Source organism: Flavobacterium azizsancarii, assembly GCF_027980145.1.
Classification (GTDB): Bacteria; Bacteroidota; Bacteroidia; order Flavobacteriales; family Flavobacteriaceae; genus Flavobacterium; species Flavobacterium azizsancarii.
This window is the reverse complement of record NZ_JAMZNK010000022.1, coordinates 14,361-28,877: the sequence shown is the minus strand read 5'-3', so window position 1 is coordinate 28,877 and position 14,517 is coordinate 14,361. Positions and strand designations below refer to the sequence as shown.

12 protein-coding genes, 1 tRNA gene and 1 pseudogene are annotated in these 14,517 nt (G+C 34.3%); 11 read left to right on the top strand and 3 right to left on the bottom strand.

Annotated features, from left to right (window positions below):
- The first annotated feature begins 65 nt into the window (after positions 1-65).
- The 8 genes from NJT12_RS13865 (at position 66) to NJT12_RS13830 (ending at position 9,150) form a co-directional block, all read left to right on the top strand.
- Positions 66-1,385 carry an FtsW/RodA/SpoVE family cell cycle protein gene (locus NJT12_RS13865; RefSeq protein ID WP_271336516.1) on the top strand — a complete coding sequence of 440 codons (1,320 nt, stop codon included), beginning with the start codon at positions 66-68 and terminating at the stop codon, positions 1,383-1,385.
- 42 nt (positions 1,386-1,427) lie between these two features.
- The gene (gene murG, locus NJT12_RS13860; RefSeq protein ID WP_271336515.1) at positions 1,428-2,513 is read left to right on the top strand and encodes an undecaprenyldiphospho-muramoylpentapeptide beta-N-acetylglucosaminyltransferase; all 1,086 of its coding nucleotides are present in this window, start codon (positions 1,428-1,430) and stop codon (positions 2,511-2,513) included.
- A gap of 153 nt (positions 2,514-2,666) precedes the next feature.
- Complete coding sequence (murC, locus tag NJT12_RS13855; RefSeq protein WP_271336514.1) at positions 2,667-4,016, top strand: UDP-N-acetylmuramate--L-alanine ligase; 1,350 nt, start codon at positions 2,667-2,669, stop codon at positions 4,014-4,016.
- The gene (locus tag NJT12_RS13850; RefSeq protein ID WP_271336513.1) at positions 4,003-4,725 is read left to right on the top strand and encodes a cell division protein FtsQ/DivIB; all 723 of its coding nucleotides are present in this window, start codon (positions 4,003-4,005) and stop codon (positions 4,723-4,725) included. The genes murC and NJT12_RS13850 overlap by 14 nt, the downstream gene beginning before the upstream one ends.
- A gap of 6 nt (positions 4,726-4,731) precedes the next feature.
- A complete protein-coding gene (ftsA, locus tag NJT12_RS13845; RefSeq protein WP_271336512.1) occupies positions 4,732-6,156 on the top strand; it encodes a cell division protein FtsA in 1,425 nt (474 codons plus the stop codon).
- 81 nt (positions 6,157-6,237) lie between these two features.
- Positions 6,238-8,280: a cell division protein FtsZ gene (gene ftsZ, locus NJT12_RS13840; protein WP_271336511.1), complete on the top strand. Its 2,043-nt coding sequence runs from the start codon at positions 6,238-6,240 to the stop codon at positions 8,278-8,280.
- 270 nt (positions 8,281-8,550) lie between these two features.
- A complete protein-coding gene (locus NJT12_RS13835; protein WP_271336510.1) occupies positions 8,551-9,000 on the top strand; it encodes a GatB/YqeY domain-containing protein in 450 nt (149 codons plus the stop codon).
- Positions 9,001-9,076: 76 nt separating this feature from the next.
- Positions 9,077-9,150 (top strand) — tRNA-Arg (locus NJT12_RS13830).
- A gap of 111 nt (positions 9,151-9,261) precedes the next feature.
- Here NJT12_RS13830 and NJT12_RS13825 read toward each other — a convergent pair.
- Entirely contained in the window at positions 9,262-9,969 is a 708-nt protein-coding gene (locus NJT12_RS13825) for a DUF2071 domain-containing protein (protein ID WP_271336509.1), read from the bottom strand.
- A 459-nt stretch (positions 9,970-10,428) separates the two neighbouring features.
- On the opposite strand from NJT12_RS13825, the gene NJT12_RS13820 reads away from it, so the two are divergent.
- The 3 genes from NJT12_RS13820 (at position 10,429) to NJT12_RS13810 (ending at position 12,995) form a co-directional block, all read left to right on the top strand.
- A complete protein-coding gene (locus NJT12_RS13820; protein ID WP_271336508.1) occupies positions 10,429-11,277 on the top strand; it encodes a helix-turn-helix domain-containing protein in 849 nt (282 codons plus the stop codon).
- A 72-nt stretch (positions 11,278-11,349) separates the two neighbouring features.
- On the top strand, positions 11,350-11,916 hold the full coding sequence (locus NJT12_RS13815; protein ID WP_271336507.1) for a DUF417 family protein: 567 nt from the start codon (positions 11,350-11,352) through the stop codon (positions 11,914-11,916).
- 59 nt (positions 11,917-11,975) lie between these two features.
- Positions 11,976-12,995: a hypothetical protein gene (locus tag NJT12_RS13810; RefSeq protein ID WP_271336506.1), complete on the top strand. Its 1,020-nt coding sequence runs from the start codon at positions 11,976-11,978 to the stop codon at positions 12,993-12,995.
- Positions 12,996-13,003: 8 nt separating this feature from the next.
- Here the strand turns inward: NJT12_RS13810 and NJT12_RS13805 are convergent, their stop codons facing one another.
- On the bottom strand, positions 13,004-13,723 hold the full coding sequence (locus NJT12_RS13805; RefSeq protein ID WP_271336505.1) for an AAA family ATPase: 720 nt from the start codon (positions 13,721-13,723) through the stop codon (positions 13,004-13,006).
- Positions 13,724-13,752: 29 nt separating this feature from the next.
- Positions 13,753-14,485: pseudogene (locus NJT12_RS13800) on the bottom strand (YggS family pyridoxal phosphate-dependent enzyme).
- Positions 14,486-14,517 lie beyond the last annotated feature (32 nt).

Genomic DNA, 14,517 nt, shown 5'->3' with positions numbered 1-14,517 from the left:
AAGTTCAGGTTTCACGTGAGGAAAAACTGAAACCTGAAATAAGAAAAACCTGAAACAAAAAGATTATGAAAGAACTCGTAAACAAACTTAAAGGAGATAGGGTAATATGGTCATTCGTGGCTTTATTGGCGTTGTTTTCGTTTATGCCTGTTTTTAGTGCGAGTAGTAATTTGGCATATATAGGTCACGGAACCGGAAATACATTGGGTTATTTGGTAAAACATCTGGCTCATATTTGTATTGGTTTTTTGATTATTTATTGGGTGCACAGAGTTCCGTATCATTATTTCAGGGCGATTTCGAAAGTAGCGCTTCCGGTAGTTTGGGTTTTATTGGCCTATACGCTTTTAAAAGGAACTGTAATAGCCGGTGCAAATGCAAGTCGTTGGATTCAAGTACCATTTATAGGTATTACATTTCAAACTTCTACTCTGGCAGCTAGTATATTGTTTATTTATGTAGCACGTTATTTGTCGAAAGCAAGAGATGAAAATGAGCCGTTTCAAACATCATTAATACAACTTTGGTTACCGGTTTTTATAACATTGGCGCTTATTTTACCAGCGAACTTCTCAACCACCGCGTTGATATTCTCAATGGTAATTATGTTAACATTTATAGGCAGGTATCCATTAAAATATATTGGTTTTATCATAGGTTCAGGAATTGCAATGCTTTTGTTTTTCCTTTTGATAGCCAAAGCCTTTCCTGATTCAAGATTCTTTAGCAGGGTGTCAACTTGGGAAAGTCGTATTATGAACTTTACCACTGATAAACCGGATGAAGATGATTATCAAATAGAGAAAGCTAAAATCGCAATAGCGTCAGGGCAGTTTGGTGGAGTTGGACCTGGAAAAAGTGTACAGAAAAACTTTTTGCCACAATCGTCTTCTGATTTTATTTATGCGATTATTGTCGAAGAATATGGTTTGGTTGGCGGAGTAGCAATTTTGGTCTTGTATTTATTGTTATTGTTCAGATTTGTAATTGCATCGCATAAAGCCAATACGCTATTTGGGAAGTTAGTCGTCGTCGGGCTCGGTTTTCCTATGATATTTCAGGCGATGATCAATATGGCAGTTGCAGTAGAATTATTGCCGGTAACAGGGCAGACACTCCCGTTGATCAGTAGTGGAGGTAGTTCGATCTGGATGACCTGTTTCTCTCTCGGAATCATTATTAGTGTGACCAAAAAAGACGAAGAAATCGCTGAAGAGCTAGAAGAAAAAGAAAGAAGAAAAGAAGCACTTCAAAGATTAATTGACAAAGAGCTAGCCGAAGAAGATTTGATTGGTGATGAAAAGCAAGAGGTGTATGAAGAAGAAGGAATGTATTCTATTGAGGATAATTCCAGAAATCCGATGAATGCAGTATTAAATAAATAAGATTAAAAAGAATAATTTTTAAAGCGAATAACTTTTAAAAATATGACAAATTATAAATTCATATTAAGTGGTGGTGGAACAGGAGGGCATATCTATCCTGCAATCGCTATTGCTAATGAATTAAAAGCACAATTTCCTGATGCTGAATTTCTTTTTGTTGGTGCCAAAGATAAAATGGAGATGCAAAAAGTACCTCAGGCGGGTTATGAAATAAAAGGTCTTTGGATTGCTGGTTTACAGAGAAAATTAACCTTGCAAAACTTGATGTTTCCGTTAAAATTGGCAACAAGTTTGCTGGAGTCGCGTAGAATTATCAGACAATTTAAGCCAAATGTAGTTATAGGTACAGGTGGTTTTGCTAGCGGACCGTTGTTACAGGCAGCTGGAGGAGCGGGAATACCAACTGTGATTCAGGAGCAAAATTCATTCCCGGGAATAACGAATAAGCTATTGAGTAAAAAAGCTAATGCAATTTGTGTGGCTTACCAGAATCTGGAAAGATTTTTTCCTAAAGAAAAGATTATTTTAACCGGAAATCCGGTTCGTCAGGATCTGATAGATATTGAGAGTAAACGTGATGAAGCAATTGCTTTTTACGGTTTAGATCCTAATAAAAAAACATTGTTGGTTTTAGGCGGGAGCTTAGGAGCAAGAAGAGTTAATCAGTTAATTGAGAAAGAACTGCAAAATATGCTTTCGCAGGATATTCAGGTAATCTGGCAATGCGGTAAATTATATTTTGAAGAATATAAAAAACACAATCAGCAGAACGTAAGAGTAGTTGATTTTATCGAAAGAATGGATTTTGTATATGCTGCAGCCGATGTGATTATTTCTCGTGCAGGAGCATCATCAGTTTCAGAATTATGTATTGTTGGGAAACCGGTAATTTTTATTCCATCACCAAATGTAGCCGAAGATCATCAGACTAAAAATGCTCAGGCGATAGTGGATGCAAAAGGAGCTATTTTGTTGAAAGAATCAGAATTAGACACTCAGTTTAGTATTGTTTTTGAAGCTTTACTGAAAGATCAGGGAAAGCAAAAACAATTAAGTGATAATATTAAAAAGCTGGCAATGCCAAATGCGGTGAAAGTAATTGTAGATCAGATTAGAAAGTTGTTATAATATAACTTTATCTGATAATTATAGAACATAATAAAAAATTTAGAACGCTATTTTTAAGCGTTTTGAGTTATTAAAGTAAGAAAAATACAAAGGCTTAATTACTAGTTTCTTATATAAGAAAGTAATCTGTAAATAGCTCAAAAACAAATAGAAATGAATTTAGATCAAATACAAAACGTTTATTTTATAGGCATTGGAGGCATCGGAATGAGTGCACTGGCCCGTTATTTTAAAAATATCGGGAAACAGGTTTCGGGTTACGATAAAACACCATCAATGCTGACGAGTGAATTAATTGAAAGTGGTATTGATATTCATTTTGAAGATAACATAAATCTGATTCCTGCTAATTATTTTGTTGAAAATACACTGGTAATTTTTACTCCGGCTGTACCAAAAACACATTCAGAGTGGAATTATTTTATCGAAAGAAATTACGAGATTAAAAAGCGTGCCGAAGTTTTAGGAATTATAACAAAAGACACTTTTAGTTTTGCAGTTGCCGGTACACACGGAAAAACTACAACCTCAAGTATTTTAGGTCATATTTTATATGAAAGTGGAGCTGATGTTACGGCTTTTGTTGGTGGAATTGTTGAGAATTACAATTCTAACTTAATTGGAAGCGGAAAGACTGTGACAGTTGTAGAAGCTGACGAATTCGATCGTTCGTTTTTGCATTTACATCCCAATATTGCCTGTATTACGTCAATGGATGCAGATCATTTGGATATTTACGGAACAAGTGAGGCAATTGAGGCTTCGTTTGTTGAATTTGCCAATAAAGTAGAAGATAAAACTAAGCTGTTTATAACAAAAGAGTTACCACTTGAAGGAGTACAATGTGCTATAAATGAAGATGCTGTATATAAGGCTTTTAATGTTCGTATAGAAGATGGGAGTTATGTTTTTGATGTTCAGACACCATCAGAGATCATGAAAGATCTGCATTTTGGTTTGCCCGGAAAGCACAATTTAATGAATGGATTGATGGCTATTGCGATGGCGAAGACTTTTGGCACCCCGACCGACTTGATTGCAAAAGCCATTGCTTCATTCAACGGAATCAGAAGACGTTTTTCGTATCAGATTAAGTCTGATAAATTAGTTTATATAGATGATTATGCACATCATCCAACAGAGATAAATGCGGTACATCAGGCAGTTACTGAGTTGTATCCCGGACTTAAGGTACTGGCAATTTTTCAGCCTCATTTGTTCAGCAGAACAAGAGATTTTGTTGATGGATTTGCAGAAAGCCTGTCTCAGTTTGATGAAGTATTTTTAATGGATATTTACCCGGCACGCGAATTACCGATGGATGGGATTACATCAGAGTGGTTGTTGGGAAAAATGACAAATTCGAATAAGAAAATTGTTGCAAAAAGTGATTTATTAGCGGAGATCAAAGCCAGTGATGCGCCAATAATTGTAACAATAGGAGCTGGTGATATTGGAGAGATGGTTCCGTCAATCAAAAAAATGCTAAATGAAAATATTTAATTGGACAAATATTAGATTAATTCTCATTTTAGGACTCGTTTTATTTTTATATTCTTTCGCTAAACATCGAAATGGTGACCGAAAATTAAAAAAATCTGTTGTTGTTTTTGTAGGGGAAAATACGCTTTTTGTGAAACCGGAAACGGTTAATAAATTGTTGATAGAAAATAAAAAAGACGCTTCCAGTATCCGAAAAGATGAACTAGATTTGAATAAGATTGAGAAAACCCTTGATACGCAAGAGATGATTGAAAAATCAAATGTTTTTGTAAGTATCGATGGTGTTCTAAAAGCAGTAGTAAAACAGAAGACACCAATAGCGAGAGTTTATGATGGTGATGCCTCTTTTTATATTGACTATGAGGGTAATAAAATGCCTTTGTCAGACAATTATACTGCGAGAGTTCCGCTTGTTTCCGGGGCAATAAATGAAAAAAATAACGAAGATTTAGCGGCGCTATTTCGCACAATTTATGACGATGCGTTTTTGAGAAAAAACATCATTGCAATTCAAATTATGCCTAATGGAAGCTTAAAAATGTTTAATAGAAATTATAATTACTTCATCGATTTTGGCAGAACGATGAATGTTGATGAGAAATTTAATAACTATAAAGCCTTTTTTCAGAAAGCGGTTTTAGATAGTTCGTTATATAAATACAATAAAATTGACCTTAGGTTTACGGAACAAGTAGTTTGCACAAAATAATAGAAAATGGAAAAAGATAACATTGCAGTAGGTCTAGATATTGGAACGACAAAGATAGTTGCCATGATCGGCAAGAAGAATGAGTATGGTAAGTTGGAAATTTTGGGTATTGGGAAATCCAAAAGTTTAGGAGTTGCGCGAGGAGTTGTAAACAACATCACGCAAACTATCCAATCGATTCAACAAGCAATACTTGAAGCCGAAAATAATTCAGGTTATAAAATAAAAGATGTCGTTGTAGGGATCGCAGGACAACACATTAGAAGTATACAGCATACAGATTACATCAGCCGTAATAATCCGGAAGAAGTAATTGGAGAAAAAGATATTCAGCTTTTGATCGACCAGGTAAATAAACTGGCGATGTTACCGGGAGAAGAAATTATTCACGTTCTGCCACAAGAATTTAAAATCGACGGGCAGTCTGAGATAAAAGAACCAATCGGAATGTACGGTGGAAGATTAGAATCTAGTTTTCATGTAGTAGTTGGGCAGGCATCATCGATCAGAAATGTGGGAAGATGTATTCAGAGTTCAGGAATCGAATTGTCAGGATTGACATTAGAACCATTAGCTTCTGCAGATGCCGTTTTGAGTCAGGAAGAAAAAGAAGCAGGAGTAGCTTTGATTGATATTGGTGGAGGAACAACAGATTTAGCCATTTTTAAAGATGGTATTATTCGTCATACTGCAGTGATACCTTTTGGAGGAAACGTAATTACAGACGATATTAAAGAAGGTTGTTCAATTATCGAAAAACAAGCAGAGCTTTTAAAAATAAAATTCGGATCGGCTTGGCCGGGAGAAAATAAAGACAACGAGATTGTTTCTATTCCCGGATTAAGAGGAAGAGAGCCAAAAGAGATTTCGCTTAAAAACTTATCTAAAATTATTCATGCCCGAGTGGTAGAAATTGTAGAGCAGGTTTTTGCAGAAATTAAAGCTTATGGACATGAAGATCCCCGTAAAAAATTAATTGCAGGAATTGTTCTTACAGGTGGTGGTGCTCAGCTTAAACATATTAAGCAATTAGTAGAATACATTACTGGTATGGATACCAGAATTGGATATCCAAACGAGCATTTAGCAGGCAATTCAAGCGAAGAAATTTCTAGTCCGTTGTTTGCAACAGCAGTTGGTTTGGTAATGAACAGTATCGAAAACAGTACACAAAGTGCTGTGAGAATGGAGATTGTAAACGAACAGACAAAGGTAGTATACAGAAATGTTCCGCCTCCGGTACAACAACCTGTACAGCAACGATACGAAGTTGAAGAAAACTACGTTGAAAGAGTAGAAACTATTGAAGAAACAAGAGAAGTTGTTAGGAATAATGTATCTAAGGAAGAATCTACGGAAACTAAAATTAGAAGATCATTTTTTGATAGATATGTCGACAAAATCAAAGATTTTTTAGACAACGCAGAATAATAATAAGAGAAAAGGAATTACTATTGGCCCCAAGTCAAGAAGTAAAAAATGTATTAAATAAGAATTTCAAAAACCAAAAAGATGATGAGCAACTCAGAATTTGGAAGTATTTCATTTGATTTACCAAAAAACCAATCAAATGTTATCAAAGTAATAGGTGTAGGTGGAGGTGGTAGTAATGCTATCAACCATATGTTTAAACAAGGTATTAAAGGCGTTGATTTCATCGTTTGTAATACTGATTCACAGGCACTGCAGAATAGTTCTGTACCTAATAAAATTCAGTTAGGTATGAACCTTACAGAAGGTCTTGGAGCAGGAGCAAATCCTGATGTAGGACAGCAATCTGCTATTGAGAGTATCGCCGATATCGAAAAAATGTTAGACCGTGGTACTAAGATGGTGTTTATTACCGCTGGTATGGGTGGTGGAACAGGTACTGGTGCAGCTCCGGTAATTGCACAATTGGCAAAAGAAAGAGAAATCCTTACTGTAGGTATCGTAACTATTCCTTTTCAGTTTGAAGGAAAAGTGCGTCAGGAACAAGCGCTTTTAGGAATCGAAAAATTGCGTAAGCAAGTCGATTCGTTAATTGTAATTAATAATAATAAGTTAAGAGAAGTATACGGAAATCTTGGTTTTAAAGCAGGATTCTCTAAAGCGGATGAAGTTTTGGCAACAGCCTCAAGAGGTATTGCTGAAGTAATTACGCACCACTATACTCAAAATATCGATTTACGTGATGCTAAAACTGTTTTATCAAACAGCGGAACAGCTATCATGGGATCTTCTGTTGCTGCGGGTGAGAACAGAGCGAAAGATGCTATCGTTTCAGCATTGGATTCTCCGTTGTTAAACGACAACAAGATTACAGGAGCCAAAAACGTATTGTTGCTTATCGTTTCTGGATCAAACGAAATTACATTGGATGAGATTGGAGAAATCAATGATCACATTCAGGTAGAAGCAGGTCATAATGCTAATATTATCATGGGAGTTGGTGAAGACGAAACTCTTGGTGATGCTATTGCCGTGACTATTATTGCAACAGGTTTTGATGTTGAACAACAAAATGAAATTGTAAATACAGAACCTAAAAAAATCATTCATACGTTAGAAGATGAACAAAGAAGCGTTCATAATTTAACGAATAAATCGGTTACTTCTTTTGATGTAAATGCTGAAACACCTACTGCAAAATCAGAAGAGAAAATTGTTTTTGATTTAATGGATGATGATGAAGATATCGTAACTCCATTTACACCTACACAAGTTGCTCCAGTTGTAGTTGCTCCAATTGCAGTTACACCGGTTGAAGTTACTCCCGTTGCTCCGTCAATGAATCAGGATGAATTAGTAGTAATGTCTGAGTTTATTAAAAACCTGGATGTAACATTCGAAATTGTTTCGCCTATTACAGATATTGATTTTACGATTTCATCTCCGGAAGCGCAAATTGTTCAGGAAGTAAAACCTGTTCAACAAGTTCAGCAAAGAACTTTTGAAAGAGAAGAACAAACCACTTTTTCTTTTGACTTACCTCTTTTCAGATCAGAGCCTGAAGTTAAAAAAGAACCGGTTGCTCAGCAAGAGAATAAAATTTTATTCGAATTATCGAATGAAACCCGTAATATCAAAGTAAATGATCCAGTACAATTTGTACCGGTAACTGAACTTTCAGATAAAGGGATCATCAAATATTCGTTAGAAGAATATATGGAGGTAGAGAATGACTTAGTGGCATCAAAACCTGCTGATAAAGTGGTAGAAGAAGTAATTCCTGCGGAATTAAATATCACCATGAAACAAAAAGTTGATTTTGCCAGTGAAGGAAACTTTACAACAGTTTCAGAAGTTTCTCCGATGGAATTAACAATCGAAGAAACATTAAGATTAAGAGCTGAAGAAAGAAGAAAGAAACTAAAAGAATTTAATTATAAATTCCATAATAATGTTTCAAGAATTGACGAGTTAGAAAAAGAGCCGGCTTACAAAAGATTAGGTATCGATTTGTCTAATTCTCAATCAAATAATAACAATTCTAGAATATCAGTTGGAACAGATAGTAACAACGATTTGCAATTGCGTTCAAATAATTCATTTTTGCACGACAACGTAGATTAATTTTAGGATAATAATAAATACAGATAGCCCGAAAATTGGATTTAATTTTCGGGTTATTTTTTTTATCTTCGCACAGAATTTAAAATTTGACTTTAAAAGTATTTATATTTAAGAAATATTGTCACCCTGAGCGAAGTCGAAGGTTAATTACCTAAAATGGCTTCGACTTCGCTCAGCCTGACAAATGATTGGTGTTTTACTATAAGTCAAGAGCACGATTTCAATTATTCATGTCAATTATAGGTTTTACCTATTTAAATAAAAAATAAGATGAGTTTACAAACATTAATCATGGACGACATTAAAACCGCCATGAGAGCAAAAGATACAGTAGCATTAGAAGCATTAAGAGCAATTAAATCTGAAATGTTATTAGCTGCTACAGCTTCAGGTTCTAAAGAAGAATTAACAGAAGACGATGAAGTTAAATTACTTCAAAGACTAGTTAAAACCCGTAAAGAAAGTGCAAGAATTTTTACAGAACAAAATCGTCCTGATTTGGCTGAGCCAGAATTAGCGCAAATTGCTGTAATCGAGAAATTTCTTCCTGCACAATTAAGCGAAGCAGAAGTAGAAGCTGTAATTGCAAAAATTATTGCAGAAACAGGTGCGTCTGGAATTGGATCAATGGGAAAAGTTATGGGATTAGCGTCTGCTCAACTAGGCGGAACTGCTGAAGGAAAAACAATTTCTACTATTGTTAAGAAGTTACTAGTTTAAAGTCCAAAATATAAATTCCAAATTCCAATTGTAAAGTGGGTATTTGGAATTTAAAAGATTGAAAATTTATTTTTTTGACCACGTAGTTCAACTGGATAGAATATCAGATTTCGGCTCTGAGGGTTGGGGGTTCGAACCCCTCCGTGGTCACAAAAGAAAAAACCTATTTCGAGATGAAATAGGTTTTTTTATGTCTTTTTTTTTTAATTGTTTGGTAAATTGTGTTTGTATAAAGAATAGTAGTTCTGAGTTTCTTCACTCTTATCTATCACTTTCACTTTTCCATTCGTGTTCAATGTTTGTCATTAGTAATGCGTTATCAAAAGTTACAGATCCTTTTGGAAAAATTTCTTCATTTTCAAAAAAGCTGGATTTTACTTTCATTATGTCAAGAGGTCTGACTTCCCAGTTATATGCTTTCAATCTTAATCCATCAAATTTGTCTTTATTGGGCGAATATCCAAGGTCGCCATTTTCAAAAAATGTGGAAGCATTACTTAATGTTTCAAAAATTGATTTATCACTAAATAATTTTGTTTCTGTGGCATCAATCAATATTTCAGTATTATCTGAGCTCTTAAAATTAATATGATAATTTCCGTTTTTTTCGACCACATTAAATTTTGCATGATAATGTTTGCCCGGAAATATTCTTCCGCCAACAAGTGTGTTTAACTTTAACGAAGTATCTCTTCGCGGAATATAAACGCCTGATTTTATCTCACCATTTTCGTCCCATTCAACAGCAATACGATGAGCGCCGTTTTCTGAGTTTACTCCAATAAAGTTAGGAAATCCTTTTGGTTTTATGTTTTTTAGTCTTATTAGGCAAATTCCAACTATGGCTTTGTCTTTGTATATTTTTGGTCTATAAGGAAACGGAATTATCTTTTCTACAGATTTTGGGTCAGCTGTAAAGTTGATTAAAATTCTTCTTTCGATATATCCGTGTAGGGTTGGAATTTTCATTTCGGTATCAGTTTTACTAAAGAGCATAACTCACTTCTATCTGCCGTAAAATAGCTTTTATCAGATCAATTGGAAAGATTTAAGGAACTGTTTTTGTTTTTTTAAGACTAATATATAACTATTTTTACCAGGCAACTAGTTTTATTGATACAAGTTGCAGATCATTTTTTTTACTAACAAGAGATTCTAAAATTACATTTATAGGATTTTAAATGTTCCAATCAAATTATATTGTTTTGATCTATTGTATCTCAAAATTATTTTAAAAAGAATAATTCGATAACGGTTATCTCACGACATTTTTACGACATTTGATGTATTGCTAATTTAAAACTAATTTTTATTATAAAGAAGCAATGGTTTCGGTGTAGAAATCTGTAATAGTTTTTATGCAATATTTGTTAAGCTTGCGCAACTGTGTATTGAAAACGAAGAATAGCGTTTAAGTTAAAATTACGAATGAAAGAAGAACAAACAAATCAAGAAGACTGTACGATTCAGGAATGCACCACAGGTTATATCAATCAATGTGGAGGTTCGCCTATGTATAATATTTTTCTTTTGGAAGGAAGTGGAAAAATAAGTGTAGATCTGACAGAATATGTTTTTGAAGGTAAAATAGCCCTATTTACGACTCCATATCAAATTATTTATTTTAGTACAGAAAAGCCAATTACAACAAGAAGACTTCAGTTTCATGGTGACTTTTATTGCATAGAATACCATAAAAAAGAAGTGGCTTGCAATGGTCTTTTATTTAATAATATATACCAGCAGCCTTATATAAATCTTGAACCGGAAGATTATATAGAACTGGATTATATTTTAGGAAAACTGATTGTTGAAATAGAAAATGCGGATACTTATTCTAAATCTGTAGTAAAAGCTTATCTGCAATTGATTCTTGCATTATGCAGCAAAATTAAGTCAAAAGATCTTGTTATTGAAGAGGAGAAGAATATACATCATCCGTTAATGAAATTTAAAACCTTACTTGAAAATAATTTTTATAAAGAAAGACAGCCTTCTTTTTACGCTGCTCAAATGGGGATTTCGCCCAATAATTTTTCGAAATTATGCAAACAGCATTTTCTGAAAACACCATCTGAATTAATTCATGAAAGGGTTATACTTGAATCTAAAAAAATGATTCATCTTAGCTACAAGAGTATGAAAGAAATAGCTGCTGAATTAAATTTTGATGATGAGAATTATTTCAGCCGATATTTTAAAAAGCATACAAAAATTACCCCTACAGCTTTTCGTGAAAATGTTGGGATATCTATTGTAGCAGATTTGTCCAGATAATATCCCTATTTGTCCATTGTAACCAGAAGCAGATGCAAGTAATTTTGTTGTAAATATTAAAACAACAAGAAGATGAGTATCTTAGAAACGTTAGCAAAATTACAAAGTCAATTTTTTAATTTAATGCGAATCGCCATTTGTATCGTAATGGTATGGATTGGCGGGCTTAAGTTCTTTCAATATGAAGCAGACGGAATCGTTCCTTTTGTAGCAAATAGTCCTTTAATGAGTTTCTTTTATAGTAATAATTCAAATGAATATAAAGACCATAAAAATAAAGAAGGTGAAGTAGTGCTGAAGAACATTGAATGGAATAAACAAAACGGAACTTATACTTTTTCATATGTGTTAGGAACGGTAATTATAGGGATTGGATTGCTTACTTTTTTGGGTATATTTAATAATCGTTTAGGACTTCTTGGCGGATTACTCACAGCGGGAATGGCAATAGTTACGCTTACTTTTCTAATTACTACTCCTGAAGTCTGGGTTCCCAATTTAGGTGGAGATATAACAACACCAAATTTTGGTTTTCCTTATCTTTCAGGTGCCGGAAGATTGGTTATAAAAGATATTATTATGATGGCAGGAGGTTTAATTGTCGCTTCTGACTGTGCTAAAAAGCTCTTGAAATATTGAAACAAAAAGGCTGAAAAGCGAAGAAAAATGTATCAAAGTCAAAATACAAAGTTTTAAAAGTGAATAAAATCAAATTAATCCGATATTTTTTTGCCCTGCTTATAATTGGTTCAATGGTTGGTGCATCAGAATGGTTTGGCCAGAAAGAAATACTGTTTCCTGAAATGGCCGCATTAGTACTAGGTCTGTGGGTTATTGATAAAAAAATATGGAGAGTGAGCAGATCAATGCTTGTCGTGTTGATGACAGTTTGTGCTTTTTTTGGAGTTTTACTGGTTCGTTATTCTTCGTTTCCTGTTTTAATCAATATTGCAATTTCATTTGCATTTACTTCGCTTTGTCTTATTTTGACACGTACCACATTAATTCCCATAACGTCAGCTGCGATGTTGCCGGTTTTATTAGGAACAGATTCATTTGTTTATCCTGCTTCTGTTTTTGTGATGAGCCTTTTAGTTGTTTCCGGACAGTGGCTTCTGGAGAAAAATGCATTGCGCCAGGTTATTGCTTTTGATAAAAAAAAGGGATATTACAAACATAGTATAAAGCATTGGGCCAGATTATTTTTTTGGTTAATCCTCATAGCTGCAATTCCGGCATATACAGGGAGATTATTATTTATTGTGCCGCCATTGATCGTTATGTTTATAGAATTTAGTTCGTCATCGTCAGGGTTTCGCAATCGTCCATTACAAGTTTATATGGTCGTTATAATTGCTGCCATTTTAGGAACATTTTTTCAGTATTATGTCCATACAATATTACGTCTGCCTCTGGTATATACGGTACTATTATTATTTGTCAGCCTTTTTTCTCTTTTTGAAATTGTCAGGAAACCATTTGCTCCAGCTTGTGCCATTGCCCTTGTTCCCATGATTATTCCTCAGGAAAATATACTTTTATATCCCGTTCAGGTGGCGGTGGGAGCAGCGATTTTTTTGTTTGTCTCCATGTTTTTTTTCCTGAAATGTTACAATTGGAAACGTGAGCATCTATTAGTTTGTTTTGTACCCGGTTTTATAAGATCCGGAATGCAGCGACCCAACCGCAGACAAAGAAAAAAAGAGTATCCGGAATGAATTTATAATTATTGCTGTAAAAGTTTCTGAAGGTCCAGTTCAGCAATAATTTGTTTTTTCATTGTAGTATGAATATAATCTTTAGCTTCAGCATAAGAAATATTGTATTTGCGCAGGATATCCTGTAAATGCTCAGGAAAACCAGCCAGTACTTTATCATAATAAAGATCCAGTTCACCTTCGTCAGGCATTTCAAATTGTAAACGTATCTGAAATCGTCGCAATAAAGCAGTATCAATAGAATGATAATGGTTTGTTGCACAAATAAGCAAACTATCAGACGGGAAATAATCTATCAATTGAATGATCGTATTAACAAGGCGTCTCATTTCTCCCACATCCTTATCGTCGCTGTCACGGCTTTTTCCGATCTGGTCAAATTCATCTAAAAATAATACAGCCTTTTCTCTGATAGCCTTTTCGAATATAGCTTTTACATTTTTTGATGTTTCGCCAATTCGCGCGTTAATTAAAGTACTCAGATTCATGATTACGATATTCTTGTTCAAAGCAGCAGCAATAGCTTTTGCCGTCGTCGTTTTACCGCAGCCAGAGTGACCATGAAGTAATATTTTATTGTCTACTTTAAGATTGTATTTTTTTAATTCCTCAATGTATTCGTGCTCCTTAATAGTTTGCAGCAACGCAGCTTTGTTCTCGTCACTAAAAAGTAAGTCATCTAATGCTATTTTTTCGGTATCGTTTACAGTCAGCTCGTATAGATTCATTTCAGTTTTATTTGATGCAAAATTAAAGTTTATTCTGCAATATTCTCATTCCATATTTCTTTTCCTAAAAAATCGGTTTCCAAAAACCGACGAACCAATCCTGACCATGTCTGAACCTTCGGCAATTGCCAGTTCTAAATCCTGAGACATTCCCATAGAAAGCTTTAATGGTTGCATGTTTTCAATTCCTTCGGCATAAATCTCATCCCTTATTTGTCGTAATAAACGTAGGGATGGCTGCATTTTTTCTTTTTCAACATCTAATAAACCAATTGTCATCAACCCTTTAATATTCAAAGTTTCGTATTTTTTTACTTCCCTTATGAAAGAAATTACTTCATCAGGACGAAGTCCAAATTTACTTTCCTCAAAAGAAGTATTGACCTGAATAAAAACATCGAGGTTCCTGTTTTCTTTTTGCAATTGCCTGTCTAGTTCCTGCGCAAGATTTAACCGGTCTAAAGACTGAATACATGAAACATATTTCAGGACATCTTTTATTTTATTAGTTTGCAAATGGCCAATAAAATGACGTTCTGTATTTAATTCTTTTAATCCGAAATCTTTATCCCGTAATTCCTGCATTTTGTTTTCGCCAATTAAAGTTTCCCCCGCTTCAATCGCAATTCTTATTTTTTCGAAAGGAACAGTTTTAGTGGCTAACAGCAATTGTATATCAGACACATTTCTGCCGGAAAGTTCACAGGCATTTTTAATGCGATTGTGAACCTCTTTTAAATTCGAAATTATTAACTCTTTCATTCTGCAAAACTAAGAGTTGCTCAAAACGTGAG